Genomic DNA, 19,558 nt, shown 5'->3' with positions numbered 1-19,558 from the left:
CTCAGGGCACCCATATTAAAATACTCCTGCCTTCAACAACAAACCTGTCGTCTCAGGAAATCCAAACATCAAATTCATGTTTTGTACTGCTTGTCCTGATGCTCCCTTCAATAAATTGTCGATGGCCGATGTCACCAAAAGCAAGTCATCGTGCTTATGCAAGTGGATGTGGCACTGGTTGGTGTTCACGACTTGCTTCAAATGCAATTCTTCATTCGATAGATGTGTAAAAGCAGCATCCTTATAAAAATCGCTGTACAATTGTTTCGCTTCCTCCAAGGTGCCATCAAAATAGGTATAGGCAGTGGCCAAAATCCCTCGGGTGAAGTTGCCGCGATTTGGCAAGAACATCAATTTGCCCACAGACTTCCCGTAGGAATTCAAGCTTTCTCCAATTTCTCCCAAATGTTGATGCGTAAAAGGTTTGTACCACGATACGTTATTGTTCCTCCAGCTAAAATGGGAAGTGTCCGAAAGCCCGACCCCAGCGCCGGTGCTGCCCGTAACAGCGTTGATATGAACATCATTGCCCAACAACCCTGCTTTCGCCAAAGGCAATAGGGCCAATTGAATGGCGGTGGCAAAACAACCGGGATTGGCAATGGCTTCTGCAGCTTGGATCGCGGACTTGTTCAATTCGGGAAGTCCGTAAATGAACCGTTGCCCATTGAACATGGAATCTCCCTGCAATCTAAAATCATTGCTGAGGTCGATGATTTTTGTTGATGCCGAAAATTTGTTCTCGTTCAAAAATGAGGTCGAATTGCCGTGTCCCAAACAAAGAAAGACTACATCCACATCTGGATTTACCTCCCCGGAAAATGTCAGATCTGTTTGTCCCAATAAATCTTGATGTGCAACGGTTATTGGTTTGCCCGCTCGGGTGGTGCTGTACACAAAGTCAATTTCTGCCTCAGGATGGTTGAGCAACAATCTGATCAGTTCCCCGCCGGTGTACCCCGACCCTCCTATGATTCCTACTTTTATCATAATTTTAATTTTGTCATTCCCGCGAAGGCGGGAATCTTATCCAATTAGGTCTCTCCCTTCGACTCCGCTCAAGTTAACGGCTTTTAAATTTCATTGTTTACGTGGTTTGCAATTTTCCCGGAGTTGGACAAAATTTTGATGAAGCCCTTGGCATCGTCGGCGGTCCAGCCCTTGTTCATTTCACCATAGCTTCCAAAGGAAGCGTTCATCAAATCGTGGGGGGAAGTGATGCCGTTCAATTCAAATCGATAGGGATGCAAGGTCACGAAAACATCTCCCGAAACGTGTTTCTGGGTGTCGGTCAAAAAGGCTTCGATGTTTCGCATTACTTCATCCAAGTAATTTCCTTCGTGCAATAGCATTCCATAAAAGTTGCCCATTTGTTCTTTCTGGTATTGCTGCCATTTGCTCAAAGTGTGTTTTTCCAGTAGATGGTGCGCTTTAATGATGATCAATGGTGCGGCTGCTTCAAACCCGACCCTTCCTTTGATCCCAATAATGGTGTCGCCAACGTGGATGTCCCTGCCAACGGCGTATTTGGAGGCGATGGCAGACAATTTCTCGATATTGGCCACAGGAGTGTCTTCCTCCCCATCCAAGGCAACAAGCTCCCCTTTTTTAAAGGTCAGTTTTAGTCCTTTTGGCAGTTCCTTTTCCAATGGGCTCGGATAGGCACTTTCCGGCAGGGATAAGTGGGAGGTAAGGGTTTCATCGCCTCCAACGGATGTCCCCCACAAACCTCGGTTCACGGAGTACTTGGCCTTTTCCCAAGAGTAGTCGATACCATTTTGTTGTAGATAGTTGATTTCTTCCTCTCGTGCCAATTTTTTGTCCCTGATCGGGGTAATGATCTTGATTTCCGGCGCCAGGATTTGAAAGATCATATCAAATCTAACTTGATCATTTCCTGCACCGGTACTTCCATGGGCAATGTATTTGGCACCAAGCTTTTTGGCATGGTTTACAATTTCTATGGCCTGTACGATACGCTCCGCACTCACGGAAAGGGGATAGGTATTGTTTCGGAGTACGTTACCGAAGATAAGGTATTTGACTACTTTTTCGTAGAACGTGGTAACGGCATCTATGGAAGTGTAGCTGGTTGCTCCCAAAGCCAGGGCTTTTTCTTCGATTTCCTTAATTTCTGCTTCACTGAAACCTCCAGTGTTCACGCTTACGGCATGTACTTCAAAGCCTTCTTCTTGCGATAGGTACTTGGCACAGTATGAAGTGTCCAATCCTCCACTGTAGGCTAAAACTAATTTTTCCATTGTTCTTTTAGTTTGTCATTCCTGCGAAGGCAGGAATCCATTTTATGTCTTAGTTCTTGTATTCCTGATGGTTCGACCCCTCACTCAATTCAAGTTCAGTATGGTAGCTCGAACAGACAGTTTAATTATCTTTCTTTTTTAAAAAGAGGTGCTCCTTGATGCTTTTTAATCGCTGGAACGCTTTTTTATTGATTTTTTCAGGTTCTTGTTTTTTTGATTTGGGGTCGTACAACATACCTGTGCAGAGACACATTTTCTTTTCGGTACGGGTCAAAATATCAAAGTTCTTACAGGTTTGGCAACCCTTCCAGAATTCGGGATCATCCGTAAGTTCGGAAAAGGTTACGGGTTTGTAGCCTAGCTCGTAGTTCATTTTCATCACGGCCAGCCCGGTGGTAATACCAAAAATTTTGGCATCGGGAAATTTTTTCCGTGATAGGTCAAAAACGGCTTTTTTAATCTGCTTGGCAAGTCCTTGATTTCTGTAATCGGGATGAACGATTAAACCGGAGTTGGCTACAAAGTCTTTATTTCCCCAGACTTCGATATAGCAAAAGCCGGCAAATTTATCCCCGTCCAAAGCAATGATGGCATTTCCGTTCTGCAAACGCTTTATGATGTACTCGGGCGTACGTCTGGCGATACCCGTTCCGCGAACCTTGGCGGATTCGGTAATGGTATCACTAATGATTTGTGCGTATTTAAAATGTGATTCGTTAGCAACAATAATTTCCATTGCAAGCGATTGATCTATAAAAATTGAAAAAAGTATTTTGGAAGTTGTGCGGAAATGGACTCACCTATTTCCAATAGATATAATTCACCCTTACGGGCGACGACGGCGGGGTGTAAATGGACTAATGGGAGCAGCGATGCTCAACGAAGTTAATATGTACTCTTGTCCTTTCATTACGGGACTAAAGTACAAATTAATTCGAACTGTGCTAGAATTGATGTTATTTTTTAAAGAAATATAACTTTTTAGGGCGACTACCTATCATTTCGTAAATAAAAAAGCCGATTACCAATAGGTATTCAATCGCCAACAACCCTAAATTTTCGGTATAATCTGGGTTGGAGTAGGTGTAATAACTAAGAATTATGGTAAAGGACCAGAGCAGGGGGAATCGATAATCGGTGAAAATGGAGAAGCCCAACAGGAACACCACATACCAAGGGTGTACGGTGGTGGATAGAAAATAATAGCAGGCCAAGGCAAATACCATTGAGGTAATGAGGCTTTCCATTTTATGATTCTTCCGAAGGAAAGCGAGCAACAATACGATAACAATGACCAGTTTTTGAATGAAAGAGCCATAAGCATCGATGAGTTCCCAAGGTTTGGCTTCAAAATAGGTGACTCCTATTTTTTTGACCACATTGTATATGCTGGCATTGAACTCGAAGTTACTGAACCAAAGCCCAACGGTTTCGGAATAATTATCAATAAATACAGAGGAGTAAAACGGAAACAACAATGCAGTACATCCTAAAAGGACTAAGGTGTAAAAGGCGATACTTTTTTTGAATCCGAAGTATTTGATAAATAGTGGCAAAAACAATATCGGCATTAGTTTTACCATAATGGAAATGGCATATACAGGGGTTGCCCATAACCATTTGTTGATGGATATGAGGTAAAGCGCCCATACAAAGAAAAACAGCATTACACCTTCAAAATGCAGATTTCCAGTTAATTCAATAATGACCAAGGGATTCAAAAAGTACCAAAAGGCCAAGTTGTTGGCCTTGTTCAGTTGTTGCAATAGCTTTCTGCCGAAATAAAGTGCGCCCAGGTCAGCAAGTATTATTATCAATCGCATGGCAATGGTTGACCCCAAAATGCTTCCTCCGCCCAAAACCGATGCCAATGCGAACAGTACTTGGTTGACAGGTGGGTAATTGCTGTAGTGCCTTGCGTTGAGGTCGGTCATCCCTTCGCGCAGCTCCTTCATGTTGGCAAAGGTGACATGCCCTTGTTCCATAATTTGGTCGGGGGTGTACAAATAGGGGTTGATGCCATTTTTAATCAGTTCCCCATCCCAGAGGAACCGGTAGAAATCCTGTGAAAGATTCGGTTCGGCCATCAAAAACACCAACCGAAAAAGTATGCCGATAATCAAAAGGAACTTAAAGTTCCATTTTTCGAACTGGATGATTTTATAGGTGAGGTAAAAAAGTGCACCAAAGAGCATAAAGAGCTTTACAAAATCGGTGCGTACCAGTTGGTAAGCAAAGCTCCAGTAAAACAAAACACAGGCGACGGCAAATAGTATCGGATATCTATGCAGTCGCCAATAAGCTTGCATGGTGCAGGATTATGCCTTGGACGTCAAGGATTTAAAGAACACGAATCCAAATCCTAGGAACAACATGAGGTGGAAAGGGAACAATCCGTAGTCGTTCAACGGTATGGCGCTGTACATTCCAAAAAGGAAATAGATCATCAAAGCAAACTCCAAAATCATATTGGGCGACAATTTGTTGGTCAAATATTTGTTGCCCTTCCAGGTGTCGGTTAGGTTGTTGATATTGAATTTAGGAGTTCTCACAAATTCACTTCGTTTCCCCAAATGTCCCTCTAGAACCGCTACGGTGTTGTGCAAAGAGAAGCCCAATGCCACAGAGAAGAACGTAAAAAAGAGTTTGATGTAATCCACGAAATTGTCGAAACTGCTTCCTTGTATGCTTTTATACGTAAACCAATAACATACAAATAGGATGATGGTGCTCAAAATAAAGAAGCTGGTTACCTCAAACACCCAACCCAAATGACCATAAGTGTTTTTGATGTACAGCATGGGAATGCTCAATAGCGCCACAATGAAAACACAAAGGAACATGGAGCTGTTCAACAGGTGCATTACGCCATGGAACTTGGTTTTGAACGGGATGTTTTTGGCTGTGATAACGCTAAGCACCGTTTTTCTAAAGTTTTCGGCCCCTCCTTTGTTCCAACGGAACTGCTGGGAACGGGCGGCACTGATCACTACGGGAAGCTCTGCGGGTGTTTCCACATCTTCCAAATATTTAAACTTCCAGTTTTTCAACTGTGCACGGTAGCTCAAATCCAAATCTTCGGTCAAGGTATCGCCTTCCCAGTTTCCGGCGTCGAGGATACATTGTTTTCTCCAAATACCAGCGGTACCGTTAAAGTTGATAAAGTGTCCTTTGGAATTTCGTCCTACCTGCTCCAAGGTAAAGTGGGCATCCAAAGCAAAGGCTTGGATACGGGTTAGGGTAGAGTAGTCTCTGTTGATGTGTCCCCAACGGGTCTGCACCACACCGATTTCCTCATCCTTAAAGTAAGGAACGGTTTTTTTCAACCAATCGGATTCTGGGAGAAAGTCGGCATCAAAAATGGCGATAAAATCACCTTTTGCGATTTCCAATCCTTCCTTAAGTGCACCGGCCTTAAAACCTTTTCTGTTTTCGCGGCGGATATGCTGTATGTCGAGACCAGTTTCCTGAAGCTCTTGTACCCTTCGGGCTGTTTCGGCCACAGAATCGTCGGTGGAGTCGTCCAAGACCTGGATTTCCAGTTTACTTTTAGGGTATTCTATTTTGGCGATGTTGTCCAACAAACGCTCCATTACATATTCTTCGTTGTAAATAGGAAGCTGAATGGTAACGAATGGAATTTCCTTGGGGTCGAGAAGGTTGAATTTTGGGGCTTCCTCGTTTCGCTTTTTATAGCCGAGATAGTTGATCAAAAGATTCAACTGGGCAAGACTGTAGAAGAAAATCAAAAGTAAGGCCGTACTATAAATAGCAATGATGATGTAAGTAATAGCGAGTCCCATTATTTTAAACTGTATTTAAAGATCCAACCCAAAATTTTTATGCCAGCAAATATAGTACCTTTTACCGTACCAGAAACTTTTGATACGCCAATTCTTCGTTTGTAACGCACTGGTACTTCGATATATGACATTTTTTTTCTTAAAATTTTTAACTGCATTTCCACTGTCCATCCATAAGTGGTGTCCTGCATGTTCAATTCTTTGAGCTTTTCGTACTTTATCGCCCTAAAAGGTCCTAAATCCGTAAATTTTGACCTAAAAAACAAACGCATTAAAAATGTGGCCAATTGGTTCCCAAAAACCTGTTGTGGAGTCATGGAACCCGGTTCGCGAAGTGATTTTTTTCGCGCCCCGACCACAAAATCGATGTCATTTTCCAAAATTGGGGCGACAATCTTATCCAATTCCGCTGGATAATCTGAATAGTCTCCGTCGATAAATACGATAATGTCGGGTGTTTTGGATTGTTCGGAGATATAATTTAATCCCTTTAAACAGGCAAAGCCATATCCCTTGCGGCTTTCGGTGATCACCGTTGCTCCGGCTTTTATGGCATTTGCCATGGTATCGTCTTCGGAACCATTGTCAACCACCACGATTTCCGCTACGTGGTCAGGGATTTCCGAGACCACCAAACCAATGGAATCTCCTTCGTTGATTGCTGGGATAATGACTTTGATATCCGCCATTGGCTGGGAACAATTTAGTTAGTGTTAGCAGTTGCCAAAACTAAAATTTTCCATGGATAACTGATGCGAAACTTTGAAAAAGAAAGTAATCTTACTTTTTGTTTACCAAGGTCATGAGGTCTACATCGTTGCCCAACAACACCTGATTGCTGTCGATTCTTCCCTCCAATGGACCATTCTCCAATTTAAGCACGCCACGTGGACAAACTGCCGAACAGATTCCGCATCCCACACAGCTTGATCGGACGATGTTCTCCCCTTTTTGGGCATAGGCCCGCACATCGATTCCCATTTCACAGTACACCGAACAATTGCCGCAGGAGATGCACTGACCGCCATTGGTGGTAATCCTAAACCGGGAAAACAACCTTTGCTGAAAGCCCAAAATGGCTGCCATGGGACATCCAAACCTGCACCAAACCCTACTGCCAAAAATGGGATAAAAACCCGTTCCGATAACACCAGAGAAAATACTGCCGATCAAAAAAGAGTAGGATTTACGTAGGGTACCTGATTTGAACAAAAACACTTCCCCTTCACCACTGAAAAAGTGGAACCCAATCAATGCCAAGATAATCACGAAGTAACCGATAGCCCCATATTGGGCATCTTTTTGAAGTTGGTCCCGTTTAAAAATCATGGCCCAACCGAAAACCAAGGTCAGCAACACAGCTACGCCAATCAAAAAAGTACTTTTGGTCAACCAATATTTGCTGGTGTCCGTTCCCAAATAGGAGTAGATAACGGCGGTGGTCATCAAGGTTACAAAAACCACGACGCTGTGCACCACCCATCGCTCTACTTTCCAGGCAAAGGTGGATTTATCGCTCAACTGCCTAAAGGAATCGCCAGCTGTTTCGGCCAATCCACCACAGCCACAAACCCAGGAGCAATACCATCTTTTTCCATATTTGTAGGTTAGGATAGGGGTAATCACAAAAATGGAAAGAATACCAAAAATCAATAGTGCAAAACCGATTTCGCCCGAGCTCAAAAACATTTTGATGCGATATCCTTCAAAATTGTAATAGTTCAGTGGCCAAATATTTTTTAAGTCGTAATAAGGTAGGCTTCCTCCGTTCAGAATCTTGTCCCCGTTCAAACGTGCCATCAATTCTGGGATAATGAACGCAAAGGCGGTTTGAAAGAACATCACGCTAATAGTACGCAGCCTTTCATACCGGTTATGGCGGTATTTCCAAAGGAACTTAATGCCAAAGGCCAAAATGGCCACGGTGTAAAGGGTCCCGTACACAAACCATTGACTCGCCGGGTTGCCGTTCAATAATTGGCTGAGTGGATCAAAAAGGGCGATAACACCCTTGTTTTCACCATCGCTCACTAAACCGAGATATTGCGGATAAAAATAGAGTACAATATAAAAGCCTGTCAAAGCCAAGCCAGCAATCCATCCCCAAAGCCCACGACTGGAAATGGATTTGAACCAGACCCCGTCATTTTTAATGCCAGGGAGTTTTTTTGAGTAGGCATCCCATGAAAACCAGATAACCCCGATGGTGATGGCCAAAAGGGATATCGTGAGCCAAAGGGTCTTATTTGGAAAGCTCACATTGAAAACGGCCAACAGTAAAATGCCCAATCCCGATGTTCCTAGAAAAACAGCCATCTTTTGGTTGAGGCTCAAGCTTTTTGGTGGTTCCCCGGTCAGGGCCATGCTCGGACTATGTGTTTGGTTGCTCATTGTTTGTTGTTTCTTTGTTTTAACATTTTCCAATCAGGTATAAACCCATCAACCCAATTGGAAGATGCGTTTTAGGTTTCTCTTTTTCAGGCTGATGGATTTTCCGAAATCAGCATTGTATTTTGACACTATTTGCGATTCGAAGTTTTTGTAGAATTCAGGATCAAAATTGGCATCCACCAAATGCTCCATTACAAAATCAATAGATCGTTGCTCGCTGAGCCATTGATCGAATACGTGATGCCGTAGACGAATTCCAAAGGTGTTGATGCCCAATAGTGTTTCGGACTCCTTATCAAACGCTATGGTGATACAGATTTTTTCGTTGGGATGTCTCCAATGAAAATGGACTTCGTTTTCTTTTTTGTTTCTTTCCGAAAACACCCAACCATAGGTTTGGTATTCAATATCCAAGAATTTGGCGGAGTTGAACCAATGTCCGGGGTTGTATGCCATCCGATTGCCGCAAATGGTTTGGGCAAGGGCTTCGCCCATCATCCGTCCCGTGTACCATACTGCCTCAATGGGTCTGCGATTGCCAATGGCCTCATGCTGTTCGGCACAGTCGCCAATGGCGTACACATCTTTCACGTTGGTTTCCAAAAAGCGATTGACTTTTACGCCTCGCCCCAATGCAATCCCAGAATCTTTCAGAAAATCTATGTTTGGAGTAACTCCGGCTGTTAATCCCACCAAGTTGCATTCAATTTCTTCACCCGTTTCTGCAAGGGTGACGGATTTTACCCTTCCATTTTCATCGGGGTGGATTTCTTGAAGTGATGTGCCCAATCGCAAATCTATGTGGTGCTCCCGAATATGTTCGTTGATCATTTCAGATTCCCCAGAGGGCAAAACACTGTTCCAAAAGCTTTTTTCGCGCACCAAAAAGGTAACGGGAATATCTCGCGTTCGTAACATCTCGGCCAATTCGATTCCAATAAGGCCGCCGCCTACGATTACAGCTCGTTTACAAACCTTGTTGTTGGGTGCGTTTTCTTCCAAGAGTTCCAAATCCTGTTTGGAGTAAAGCCCCTGCACACCATCCAAATCCTGCCCGGGCCATCCAAATTTGTTGGGTTTGGATCCCGTGGCAATAACCAACTTATCGTAATGGAGCGACGATTTGTCCGCCAGATAAAGCAGCTTTTGTTCGGTATCTACTTTGGCAACATATCCATGCACCAATTCGATGTTGTTCTTTTTCCAGAAGTGGTTTTCGTAGGGTTGGGTATGCTCAAACTTCATATGACCCATGTACACGTACATCAAGGCTGTCCTCGAAAAAAAGTATTCGGCCTCGGCCGAAATGATAGTGATTTTTTTATCGGAAAGTTTGCGGATATGCCTGGCAGCAGTAACGCCTGCTATTCCATTTCCAATAATGACAACGTGCTCCATGGGTTAGGTTTGATTGTTTGATGTGTCGCTTTTTTTGTTAAGAACTTAACAACAAGATGAAATTTAATAAGAATAATGGAGCTGAATGCTGTTTTAAAATGATTATTTTAGAGGGTTGGCTATCATTATGAAAAAACTGATTTTTTTAGGGGTCCTAGTCCTTTCCTCTTGCGCCAGTAGCAAGTTTCAAAAGGTGAACGGTGTAAGTTTTGTGGCTTCCCGTGAGGAGGTTTCGGAACGGCATATCGCCCCTGTTTTGGATGTCCATGCCAACTATGCGGCCATTATGCCCTTTGGTTTTATCAATGGCGAAAAATCAGCTGAATTGTTTTTTAATTCGGACCGACAATGGTTTGGTGAACGAAGGGATGGTGCAAAACAGTATATCGAACAACTGCACCGGAATGGGGTAATGGTGATGGTGAAGCCCCAAATTTGGATTACCAATGGTGCTTTTACCGGAAACTTGGATATGAAGAGCGAAGCGGATTGGGAAACGTTTGAGGCTTCCTATGAAAAATTTATACTGCTGTTCGCCGAAATGGCCGAAGAAACCCAAAGCGATATTTTTTGCGTGGGCACGGAATTGAAGACCTTCATTGATGAACGTCCCGAGTTTTGGGGTCAACTCATCCAAAAAATCAAAGAGGTATATCATGGAAAGCTCACTTATGCAGCCAATTGGGATGAATATGCCAAAACACCTTTTTGGTCGGAACTGGATTATATAGGGGTGAATGCTTATTTTCCATTATGTGAAAGGCAAAATCCTACAAGAGAAACACTTACCGAAGGTTGGAAGCCTTGGAAGGATAAGATGAAGGCATTGGCCCAAGAACAGGACCGTCCTATTTTGTTTACGGAATTTGGCTATCGGAGCATGGATTTTACCGGTAAAAAGCCCTGGTTGGTGGACCGAAACCAAGAGAATGTGAACTTGGAGGCCCAAGCAAGGGCGACCCAAGTGCTTTTTGACGAATTTTGGAACGAGGACTGGTTTGCTGGTGGCTTTGTGTGGAAATGGTTTATGGAACACGAAAAGGTGGGTGGAGCCGATGACAATCGCTTTACACCCCAGAACAAACCTGCAGAGTCCGTGATACGGGAACAATACGCACAAGTAAAAACATCGCGAAGTCGGGATTAGAAAATGAAGCCCCAAAATTTTTAATGGGATAACGACATGTTGTCTCATAATTTTCGCCATATTTGTAGCACATCCCACCCAAAACATGTTATAATGAAATTAAGATTATCCCTTCTTTTTTGGGTCGGGGCCTGTACACTCATTTTTGCTCAAGACAATAATTTTTACCAAGTGGTAGCGGAGCAGGGCGACGGTATTTTTTCCTTGCTACGGAAACAGGGCTTAGATCCCGCCAAGCACTATGGCACATTTCTGGAACTGAATTCCGATAAAATCAAAGAAGGGAGCGCCTTGAAATTAGGTGAAGAATATAAGGTGCCCTATGCCAGTGATTCCTTTAAAAAGAAAGGTGTTTTGGTCGAAGCGGTCGCCGATGCCGAAGCCCCTATTTTTGATTCCGAACTTTCCCAGATGTCGGTCAAAAGTGACAAATTGAAGGATGCCGTGTACTATCTGATCGTTGAAAATAAGGTTGAAAGCGATGGCAGCTTTACCAAAGATATCGCCAAACGTCTCGCTGCTGAATTGATGGAAAATGGTGCACAGGTATATGTAATGGGGGAGCCCAGCAATGCAAATGCTTCCAAAGGAATCATGGGGGAGTATGTGAAAGTCATCAACAAGCGATACCTTCAAAACATGGGCAAATACCAACGTGTCCTCTTATTGCGTGCCGGCGAACTTTCCCAAGGAAGCGCGCTGGATGTAGCCGTTTACCATTACAACAAAAGTGAGCAAGGGCAACGGTTTGCACACCATATTCAAAATGTATTCAAGCAGCACAGCATCTCCAATACCAATGTGGACGAGGCCAGTTTGATTTTTGAAGATGAAAACAGTCTTTATCTTGCAAGAAACATACTACCTGCCATAAGCCTGTTGTCCTTGGAAAGTTCCTCCAAAACAGCCCAAAGTAAAATTTCGCTCAAAACCAATAAAACAAAGTTCGCCAATATGATCAGCAACGGTATCATGAACGACTACGCGGACCTTGAATTTGAGAATTGAAGCAATATATTTTTAAATTAGGATGTTACCGGCCTTTATGTAAACATCCTAGCTATTCCGCGAAAGTATAGGGATTACCTTGAAGCATTGGAATACTGTGTTTGGTAAAATCCCAGCATTTGTTCAGTGAGAGTTCTTCAGCACTGCATAAATAAGGGTTTCCTAAAGCTTTTTTTAAAAGAGAATCTATTGTTTTTGTTCTATTCGATTGGCTATCAAACTCACCATAAATTTCATTTCGGCAAATTGCATTTCCCCAACAGAATGAATTTTGGAATTTTTCGGAAGGATTTCTTTCCATAAGACATTTGGAGGTGATTTGATCAATTGGTGAAAGAACAGCCATTTTATCGATGGTTTTGTGTAACCAAGTATGGAAAGTAAATGCCATTTCTTTTCCTGTTGAAGATTCAAATTTATTTTTTTTGTTTTTGAACATCCCGGTTTCCAAGACATTATAGCACCAATTTGATAGGTCATGAAAATGATCATATCCAATCATCCCCTCTATGATCTTCCTAAAATGATACTGGACACTAAAGAAGGCCTTGCTTGGAGGCGAATCCCATAAAGGGTCGGAAGGTTTGGGCCAATGTTCGAGTTGGAAAGGAGCCAGATAAGATGGGTGGACGGAGCACACCCATATTGCTTCTACCAAGGGCTCACTTTCAAAACCATGATGTTTATCAATACGCCAGATTACCCACTCCGACATGGCAGCGGCCAGGGCGATTAAACCTCTTGGTGATAACTTCATTAGTTTTTCGCCAAAAACGGGATCAATCGGTAATCTTCTTAGGGGGAGGTCCTTAAAGTGAAGGGGGAGTTCAGCTAGATTTAATTTTTTGATACGGTCAGGAACTATCATACAATCAATTTTTAAAAATAATTTTTAAAGTATTGAGGTATGATTTTCTGTCACCCTGGTTTAGGGTAGCATCAAATGTAATATAAATTCCCGGTATTTAACAACAACCCCCACCATTGTAGTGGTAGGTGCTCTCACTGATAAAAATTTCATCCGATGCATCGGCCAAGGCCGCTGCCGTTTTATCGCAAACCGCTAAAGGCTGGTTCTGTTGCAATACGTGTCCCTTTTGGTCATCAAAATAGGGTTCGTTGCCAAAATAAATAGCTGTTTTTCCGGTAAACACGCAAGGTCCGTCCTCGGGCATTGGGTCTTTTATGGCCGCTATTTCTATGGATTCGATATGGATTAGCTCATCAGTGGGATAGTGGTTGGGCGATAAAACCCTGTACGAACGTTTACCCCGGATTTCGATGGTACCAAAGCCTGCATCGGTCAATACTTTTATGTAATCCTTTAAGGGGATGCTTCCGCTGAGACATTGTGCTCTCAATCGGTCATCGTTGCGGAGTTCATCGCTCATGGGTTGCTCGCAAATGGGGTCGCTCATCACCAAACGGCCATGCGGTTTCAAGACACGGTACATTTCGGAAACGGCTTTTTTCAAATCTTCGATTTTAAAGATATTGAACAAGCAATTCTGTGCGGCCACGTCCATACTTGCATCTTCAACGGGCAAATGTAGGGCGTCTCCTTTGACCAAGTTGACATAGTCGCTTTTGAACCAATCGTTTTCCGCTTCGGCCAATTTGAAATTTTTCCGGGAAGCTTCCAGCATTTCATCCACGGAATCCACTCCGGTAACCCCTCCTTTTTGCCTAGAAAAGTAAGCGAATTGCAGCAGTTCCATACCACCGCCAACCCCCACATAAAGAATTTTGGGTTCGTTCACCAAATCCTGCGCGGAAACGGTACTTCCGCAACCATAGTTCATTTCTTGCATGATCTTGGGAATGGAAAGTCCGGGAAATTGCCAAATGGGGTTGGTGGTGCAACAGAGTCCAACATCTGGTGTCAGGGCTGCTTCCTTATATAAATCCTGGGTGGCATCTAAATAGCTCATAGTTCTTTGATAAGTTCTTTGAATAGTTTGATCATTTTGGGTTCCGTTTGCCCCGCGACCCTCAAAATTTCCTGTACTTCAACAGGTTGCAAATTATCAGGGTCACATTCATCCGTTAAAACGGAAACCGCTACAATGGGTAGTCGTAAATGATTGGCAACAATTACTTCGGGAACCGTACTCATTCCAACCGCATCTGCACCCAAGGTTTTGAGCATGCGATATTCGGCTTTGGTTTCCAGTTGCGGGCCCACCACCGATGCATATACCCCTTTTTGCAACGAAATGTTTTCGCGCTTGGCTATGGCCTCCACTTTTCGGCGCATATCCAAATCGTAAGGTTCGCTCATGTCCACAAAACGGTTCCCGAATTCTGATACGTTCTTAAAGGCCAATGGAGAACCTCCCTGAAGGTTGATATGATCTTCGATGAGCATGATATCCCCTTTCTTAAAGTTGAGGTTGATGGCTCCCGCGGCATTGGACACAAACAATTGCTGAATACCCAGACTGTGCATTACCCGGATAGGGTAGGTAATATCCAAAAAATCGTATCCTTCATACAAATGGAAACGGCCTTGCATCACCACTGCTTTTTTGCCCTCGATAGTGCCATAGATGAGTTTCCCAGTATGAAATTCCACCGTTGCCAACGGAAAATAGGGGATATGGTTGTAATGGGCCTCGATGGGATGCTCGATGCTCTCAATGAGCTGACCAAGTCCCGTTCCCAGTACAATCCCAATTTCTGGGGTTTCGAAACCACGTTTTTTCAAGTAATCAACGGATTCGTCAATCTGTTTCTGTGTCATTCTTGTATATGTTTTAAAAATGGCGCAAAGGCCTCAATATCTTTAATGTCTTCGTAATAATCGACATCGTTTTTTTCCTGTAAAAGATGTACGTCGGCGTCTTTGATATCGGAAAGCGTATCGGACAACACCGTATTTGTGCCCCACGCCTTGTTTTGGAACAGCTCCCTTTGTAAGGATTTCATGCCCAATAGGTAATAGCCGCCATCCTCTGCCGGGCCCACGACAAAATCATGTTGGTCAAGTTTGGAAAATGCTTCTTCCAGATCTTTTTGGTTTAAATGGAACATATCACTTCCAATAATGATGATGTTCTCAAACCCGGCTCGGAATCCCTCTTCAAAGGCATGCATCATGCGTTCGCCCAAATCCTTTCCAACTTGGAGTTTTTTTTGGTAGATGGAACTGTCCCAGATATCATGTTCCAAAATCTGTTCGGAATAGTACACCCATTTCTCTACATTTAGATTCTTGGTGAAGGCGACCGTTTGGTCCAATAAAAATTTGTAGATATCCAAAGCCGCTTTATCACCCACCTTCGCTGCCAATCGGGTCTTGCACTTGCCAAGTTCGGGGTTTCGGGTAAGGGTCAAAAGAAGGTTTTTGCTCAACTTTTATGGATTTAGTTGGGGTTTGCAAAACGCTGTTTAAAGATAGGTAGATTTTTGCGTTCGTTCCTTTCGGAAAAAGGGAAATATTTTTTGGTTACAGTTGGTTTTCCGTCCAATTGCTCTGCCTCAATGTAGATAAAACCCATACAGTGAGCGCTAAAATTTGTTTAACTTGAGCGGGTTAATTTATTTGAGAAAATGCACAGACAAGTCATAAGTTGCTTTTTGGTACTCGCCCTGGTGGCATGCAAGCAGGAACAAAAGAAGGCATCGACCTCGACAGATAAGGATGCGAAATATCAAGAAGCATATCGACCACAATTTCATTTTTCACCACCGGAAAAATGGATGAATGACCCTAACGGCTTGGTATACAATGACGGTTGGTACCATCTATTCTACCAATACTACCCAGATGATATCGTCTGGGGACCCATGCATTGGGGGCATGCGATGAGCAGGGACTTGGTGCATTGGGAGCATAAACCGATTGCGCTATATCCCGATGAGCATGGACTTATTTTTTCGGGTAGCGCTGTGGTGGACAAAAATAACACGACGGGTTTCGGTAAAAATGGGGAAACACCTTTGGTGGCCATATTCACCTACCATTCCATGGAGGGTGAAAAAGAGGGTAGAACAGACTACCAAACACAGGGCATTGCCTACAGTTTGGATAATGGTGTCACTTGGACCAAGTATGAAGGCAATCCGGTAATACTGAATCAAGGCATCAAGGATTTTAGGGATCCCAAGGTGTTTTGGCACGAAGCTTCTTCATCTTGGATTATGGCATTGGTGGCGGGCGACCATGCGCAATTCTATACTTCCAAAGACCTGAAGGATTGGAAGTACATGAGCGATTTTGGAAAAACACAGGGCGCCCATGGAGGTGTTTGGGAATGCCCCGATCTTTTTCCCTTACCAGTACAGGGTTCAGAGGAAGAAAAATGGGTGTTGTTGATCAGCATCAATCCCGGAGCTCCGAATGGTGGTAGCGGAACCCAATATTTTGTTGGGGATTTTGACGGAACAACCTTTACTTCCCATCAGCAAGAGCCTAAATGGCTGGATTATGGAACCGATAATTATGCTGGGGTCACCTACAACAATGTGCCAAGCGAGGACCGAATTTTTATCGGTTGGATGAGCAATTGGGACTATGCACGGGATACCCCTACCCAGAAATGGCGAAGTGCCATGACCGTCCCACGCAAACTTAGCTTACATCAGGTTGAAGACGACTATGTTTTGGCAAATTATCCCATTGCGTCCGTTGGAAAATTAACTTCCGATATGTTGCTGTCCTCAACGGAAGTCCCAGCGGCCACTTCGGACACTTTAGATGTTGATGGGCTGCATCAATCCGAAATACAATTGAAAACAGCTTCAAAAAATATGAAACTTCTGTTCAAAAACGATAGGGATGAAGCGCTTCAGGTCCAGATGGGTCTGGATACCTTACAAGTGGATAGGAGATTTTCGGGTCAAGTTGATTTTCAAAAGGATTTTGGGGCAAGGGTCCATAAAGCCCCTATAGTGCTTCCGAAGGGGGAGCTCAGGAATTTGAGGGTTTTGATGGATTGGTCGTCTATGGAGCTGTTTGTGAATGAAGGGTTATTGGCCATTACCGAGCAAATATTTCCCGCCAAACCTTACGATACATTGATTATTGTGAATGAGGATAGCCAACATCCCATCATTATCGAATCCATCAAAAAGATGGAATCCGTTTGGCAAAACTAGGATTGTCTGACCGATATCAGCTTTTTTGACAAGTTTCTCGATCATCTTTGTGGTCAATCATGGCGTTATGGGCATTACTCGGGAACTACTGGAAAAAATGGCAGAGCAAATTGATGCCGTCATTGACAGGATCCATCAGCATGAAATGGATGGCCATGGATTGACCAAGGGTGTATGCGATATGTATAGCTCCAGTGCCAGAAATCTGCTCCATTATACTTCCTTTCGGAGTTTTGATGCGCGAAAAATGCAAAAGGGCCTCAAACAACTGGGCCTGACCCGGCTTGCCAATGCAGAGGGCAATATACTGGGCAGTCTTCTCAACTTAAAAATCATTGTGAATAGCTTGTTGGGCAGGAGCCCCGACCTTACCAAAAATGAGTTTTTGAACATTGGCGATGGGGCCTTGTTGCTACAGAAGCATACGGAAGCACTATTCGGGCTGAACACTAGGGAACGCAGGGTGCGTATTATGGTGACACAACCAACCGAAGCGGCAACAGACTATGATTTGGTGCTCCAAATGGTGAAAAATGGGATGGATTGTGCCCGCATCAATTGCGCCCACGATGGCCCCGACGTATGGAAAGCCATAATTGACCACGTCCGAAGGGCTGCCAATGAGAATTCCAGCCATGTAACGATAGCCATGGATTTGGCCGGTCCAAAAATAAGGACTGGGCCGATGGTTATTCGCGACCATAAACAGGGCAATATCCCGAAAGAACCCTATATCCGGGTGCACTCTGGCGATGAACTCATCGTGACCGGAAACGAAAAAGAGGTTGCCCTACCCACCTTCGATGGAAATGGAAAACAGCTTCAACCTGCCAGCATCGGATGCATCCCCGCCATAATCGTAGATCGGGTAGAAACTGGAGCCCCCATTTTATTCGATGACGGAAAAATTGAAGGAGAAGTTATCCAAAAACATGTGGATTCCTTTGTGGTAAAAATTACGCGTACCAAGCCAGGTGGAGCAAAACTGAAAGGGGAGAAAGGAATCAATTTGCCCACATTGGATTTGGGGATTTCGGGACTCACGGAAAAAGATCGTGAAGATTTAAGGTTTGTGACACAATATGCGGATATGGTCAACTATTCCTTTGTAAACGACGAAAAAGATGTGAATGATCTGCTTTTGGAACTCAAAAAGTTGGGTGCAAATGATGAGTTGGGACTTATTTTGAAAATAGAGACCCATTTGGCCTATAAAAACCTGATCAATATCCTTATTGCCGCAATGCAGCGCAAACGTTTGGGCATTATGATAGCTCGTGGCGACCTGGCCCTTGAAGTAGGATGGAAAAATATGGGTGCCGTACAGGAAGGTATTTTATCGTTCTGCGGCGCGGCACATATTCCTGTGGTATGGGCCACACAAGTATTGGAGGGTTTGGCCAAAAAAGGAATGCCGTCGAGATCTGAGATTACCGATTTAGCTTCTTCCGTACAAGCCGAATGTGTTATGTTGAACAAAGGCCCGCATATTATTGAGGCCATCTCTTTTTTGGATGAGGTGATGCAGACCATGGAGAGCTCCCATGATAAGAAAGAGGTTATGCTGCCCAAAATGGAGTGGAAATAAAAAAAGGGCACCTGGACAGGAGCCCCAAGACACATTACTAACTAACTGCAGATGAATTTTAAGGGATGCGTTAGTGTTTAGTATAGTTAACTAATGTAAAAGTAGATACTTCTTAAAAGGGAGTAGACGGATAGTGCAATTACGGCGTACCAAAAAAGGTATCCCAACTTTGCTTCTATAGTGTTCATTTTTCAGCGTGTTTGTTTATTTAGTTGAGTTAAAACTACACCTCTAAATTATTCAAAACTAAGCCAATTCCCATGTAGAATTATATCGGTTGCCCTAATATCACCATAACTGGTGGTAAAAGTTATGTAAATGGAAAAGTGATGGATTTTGACATGAAGATAGTTGGGCGAAAGCTGGATTTTTCCGCTGAAAAACAAACTGTTATGTCAATTGGAAGAAGAAGGTTGGAATCTTGGGAAGGATGTTTATCGCAGGATGGAGAAACATCCTTCCGTATACTTTTGAAAGTAGATGTTAAGCCAAGGGCGAACCTTTAAGTCGTTTTTCGATTTTACGCTTCTTGGCCGTAATATTCTTCATGATTTCCATTAATTTGGAATCCTTAGTCTTTTTGTAGATCTCGTTAATGGAAAGAATCAAGCTTTTTGCTTCCCTTGAGGCCTTAACCCTATCGCTGGTGGACATGTGGCTCATGGGCCTTTTCTCAAATTCTTCCGCCTGTTGTAATAAATCCTGGGTCATTTTTTGTTTTTAAAATTATTCGCAATCGGCTAAATATAAGAGTTAGTTTTATACTTTTTGCCTATGCAACCATTTGATTTCCATATTTATGAAAACATTAAGAAGATGGGTGGGGGAAGTGTTGAAAAATTCTAAAAATGGTCTGGAAGCG

17 protein-coding genes are annotated in these 19,558 nt (G+C 43.4%); 4 read left to right on the top strand and 13 right to left on the bottom strand.

The window, feature by feature from the left end; all coding sequences use genetic code 11:
• Positions 1-15 precede the first annotated feature (15 nt).
• The 8 genes from argC to RBB12_RS00690 all read right to left on the bottom strand — a co-directional run bounded on the left by argC (position 16) and on the right by RBB12_RS00690 (position 9,853).
• On the bottom strand, positions 16-990 hold the full coding sequence (gene argC, locus RBB12_RS00725) for an N-acetyl-gamma-glutamyl-phosphate reductase (protein ID WP_306012402.1): 975 nt from the start codon (positions 988-990) through the stop codon (positions 16-18).
• Positions 991-1,073: 83 nt separating this feature from the next.
• On the bottom strand, positions 1,074-2,261 hold the full coding sequence (argG, locus tag RBB12_RS00720) for an argininosuccinate synthase (RefSeq protein ID WP_306012401.1): 1,188 nt from the start codon (positions 2,259-2,261) through the stop codon (positions 1,074-1,076).
• Between the two features lie 121 nt (positions 2,262-2,382).
• On the bottom strand, positions 2,383-2,997 hold the full coding sequence (locus RBB12_RS00715) for a GNAT family N-acetyltransferase (protein WP_293280484.1): 615 nt from the start codon (positions 2,995-2,997) through the stop codon (positions 2,383-2,385).
• Between the two features lie 220 nt (positions 2,998-3,217).
• Positions 3,218-4,570, bottom strand: a complete 1,353-nt coding sequence (gene mptB, locus RBB12_RS00710) for a polyprenol phosphomannose-dependent alpha 1,6 mannosyltransferase MptB (RefSeq protein WP_306012400.1) — start codon at positions 4,568-4,570, stop codon at positions 3,218-3,220.
• 9 nt (positions 4,571-4,579) lie between these two features.
• Positions 4,580-6,064, bottom strand: coding sequence for a cellulose synthase family protein (locus RBB12_RS00705; protein WP_179382899.1), 1,485 nt, complete (start codon positions 6,062-6,064; stop codon positions 4,580-4,582).
• A complete protein-coding gene (locus RBB12_RS00700; RefSeq protein ID WP_306012399.1) occupies positions 6,064-6,753 on the bottom strand; it encodes a glycosyltransferase family 2 protein in 690 nt (229 codons plus the stop codon). Before RBB12_RS00700 ends, RBB12_RS00705 begins: the two co-directional genes overlap by 1 nt.
• A 91-nt stretch (positions 6,754-6,844) precedes the next feature.
• Entirely contained in the window at positions 6,845-8,455 is a 1,611-nt protein-coding gene (locus tag RBB12_RS00695) for a 4Fe-4S dicluster domain-containing protein (protein ID WP_306012398.1), read from the bottom strand.
• 48 nt (positions 8,456-8,503) lie between these two features.
• Entirely contained in the window at positions 8,504-9,853 is a 1,350-nt protein-coding gene (locus RBB12_RS00690; RefSeq protein ID WP_306012397.1) for an NAD(P)/FAD-dependent oxidoreductase, read from the bottom strand.
• Between the two features lie 127 nt (positions 9,854-9,980).
• Here RBB12_RS00690 and RBB12_RS00685 point away from each other — a divergent pair, with 127 nt between their 5' ends.
• Positions 9,981-11,000 carry a glycoside hydrolase family 113 gene (locus RBB12_RS00685; RefSeq protein WP_179382895.1) on the top strand — a complete coding sequence of 340 codons (1,020 nt, stop codon included), beginning with the start codon at positions 9,981-9,983 and terminating at the stop codon, positions 10,998-11,000.
• 93 nt (positions 11,001-11,093) lie between these two features.
• Positions 11,094-12,008 (top strand): hypothetical protein, encoded by a 915-nt coding sequence (locus RBB12_RS00680; protein WP_306012396.1) that lies wholly within the window; start codon positions 11,094-11,096, stop codon positions 12,006-12,008.
• Positions 12,009-12,060: 52 nt separating this feature from the next.
• Here RBB12_RS00680 and RBB12_RS00675 read toward each other — a convergent pair whose 3' ends face one another.
• The 4 genes from RBB12_RS00675 to RBB12_RS00660 form a co-directional block, all read right to left on the bottom strand.
• A complete protein-coding gene (locus RBB12_RS00675; protein ID WP_306012395.1) occupies positions 12,061-12,876 on the bottom strand; it encodes a hypothetical protein in 816 nt (271 codons plus the stop codon).
• A gap of 97 nt (positions 12,877-12,973) precedes the next feature.
• Positions 12,974-13,939, bottom strand: a complete 966-nt coding sequence (gene arsM, locus RBB12_RS00670) for an arsenosugar biosynthesis arsenite methyltransferase ArsM (RefSeq protein ID WP_306012394.1) — start codon at positions 13,937-13,939, stop codon at positions 12,974-12,976.
• Positions 13,936-14,751 (bottom strand): purine-nucleoside phosphorylase, encoded by an 816-nt coding sequence (locus tag RBB12_RS00665; protein ID WP_306012393.1) that lies wholly within the window; start codon positions 14,749-14,751, stop codon positions 13,936-13,938. The genes arsM and RBB12_RS00665 overlap by 4 nt, the downstream gene beginning before the upstream one ends.
• Positions 14,748-15,362: a TIGR04282 family arsenosugar biosynthesis glycosyltransferase gene (locus tag RBB12_RS00660; protein WP_306012392.1), complete on the bottom strand. Its 615-nt coding sequence runs from the start codon at positions 15,360-15,362 to the stop codon at positions 14,748-14,750. Before RBB12_RS00660 ends, RBB12_RS00665 begins: the two co-directional genes overlap by 4 nt.
• Before the next feature lie 198 nt (positions 15,363-15,560).
• Between RBB12_RS00660 and RBB12_RS00655 the strand changes: the two genes are divergently transcribed.
• Complete coding sequence (locus RBB12_RS00655; protein ID WP_306012390.1) at positions 15,561-17,108, top strand: glycoside hydrolase family 32 protein; 1,548 nt, start codon at positions 15,561-15,563, stop codon at positions 17,106-17,108.
• Positions 17,109-17,175: 67 nt separating this feature from the next.
• Entirely contained in the window at positions 17,176-18,696 is a 1,521-nt protein-coding gene (locus RBB12_RS00650; protein WP_306012389.1) for a pyruvate kinase, read from the top strand.
• 483 nt (positions 18,697-19,179) lie between these two features.
• On the opposite strand, the gene RBB12_RS00645 is transcribed toward RBB12_RS00650, so the two are convergent.
• Positions 19,180-19,407, bottom strand: coding sequence for a hypothetical protein (locus tag RBB12_RS00645; protein ID WP_179382887.1), 228 nt, complete (start codon positions 19,405-19,407; stop codon positions 19,180-19,182).
• Between the last annotated feature and the right edge of the window lie 151 nt (positions 19,408-19,558).

Origin of the sequence: Allomuricauda sp. MMSF_3307 (genome assembly GCF_030733585.1) — a bacterium.
In the GTDB taxonomy this organism is placed as follows: domain Bacteria; phylum Bacteroidota; class Bacteroidia; order Flavobacteriales; family Flavobacteriaceae; genus Flagellimonas.
Note: the sequence above shows the minus strand (reverse complement) of the source record. Positions and strands in the feature narration are given on the sequence as shown.

Excerpts from the sequence above, each read along its gene's own strand:
- RBB12_RS00690 (WP_306012397.1), bottom strand. The coding sequence starts at position 9,853 with ATGGAGCACGTTGTCATTATTGGAAATGGAATAGCAGGCGTTACTGCT.
- RBB12_RS00715 (WP_293280484.1), bottom strand. The coding sequence starts at position 2,997 with ATGGAAATTATTGTTGCTAACGAATCACATTTTAAATACGCACAAATC.
- RBB12_RS00700 (WP_306012399.1), bottom strand. The coding sequence starts at position 6,753 with ATGGCGGATATCAAAGTCATTATCCCAGCAATCAACGAAGGAGATTCC.
- argG (WP_306012401.1), bottom strand. The coding sequence starts at position 2,261 with ATGGAAAAATTAGTTTTAGCCTACAGTGGAGGATTGGACACTTCATAC.
- RBB12_RS00695 (WP_306012398.1), bottom strand. The coding sequence starts at position 8,455 with ATGAGCAACCAAACACATAGTCCGAGCATGGCCCTGACCGGGGAACCA.
- RBB12_RS00650 (WP_306012389.1), top strand. The coding sequence starts at position 17,176 with ATGGGCATTACTCGGGAACTACTGGAAAAAATGGCAGAGCAAATTGAT.
- RBB12_RS00675 (WP_306012395.1), bottom strand. The coding sequence starts at position 12,876 with ATGATAGTTCCTGACCGTATCAAAAAATTAAATCTAGCTGAACTCCCC.
- RBB12_RS00645 (WP_179382887.1), bottom strand. The coding sequence starts at position 19,407 with ATGACCCAGGATTTATTACAACAGGCGGAAGAATTTGAGAAAAGGCCC.
- mptB (WP_306012400.1), bottom strand. The coding sequence starts at position 4,570 with ATGCAAGCTTATTGGCGACTGCATAGATATCCGATACTATTTGCCGTC.
- argC (WP_306012402.1), bottom strand. The coding sequence starts at position 990 with ATGATAAAAGTAGGAATCATAGGAGGGTCGGGGTACACCGGCGGGGAA.
- RBB12_RS00655 (WP_306012390.1), top strand. The coding sequence starts at position 15,561 with ATGCACAGACAAGTCATAAGTTGCTTTTTGGTACTCGCCCTGGTGGCA.
- RBB12_RS00685 (WP_179382895.1), top strand. The coding sequence starts at position 9,981 with ATGAAAAAACTGATTTTTTTAGGGGTCCTAGTCCTTTCCTCTTGCGCC.
- RBB12_RS00680 (WP_306012396.1), top strand. The coding sequence starts at position 11,094 with ATGAAATTAAGATTATCCCTTCTTTTTTGGGTCGGGGCCTGTACACTC.
- RBB12_RS00705 (WP_179382899.1), bottom strand. The coding sequence starts at position 6,064 with ATGGGACTCGCTATTACTTACATCATCATTGCTATTTATAGTACGGCC.
- RBB12_RS00665 (WP_306012393.1), bottom strand. The coding sequence starts at position 14,751 with ATGACACAGAAACAGATTGACGAATCCGTTGATTACTTGAAAAAACGT.
- arsM (WP_306012394.1), bottom strand. The coding sequence starts at position 13,939 with ATGAGCTATTTAGATGCCACCCAGGATTTATATAAGGAAGCAGCCCTG.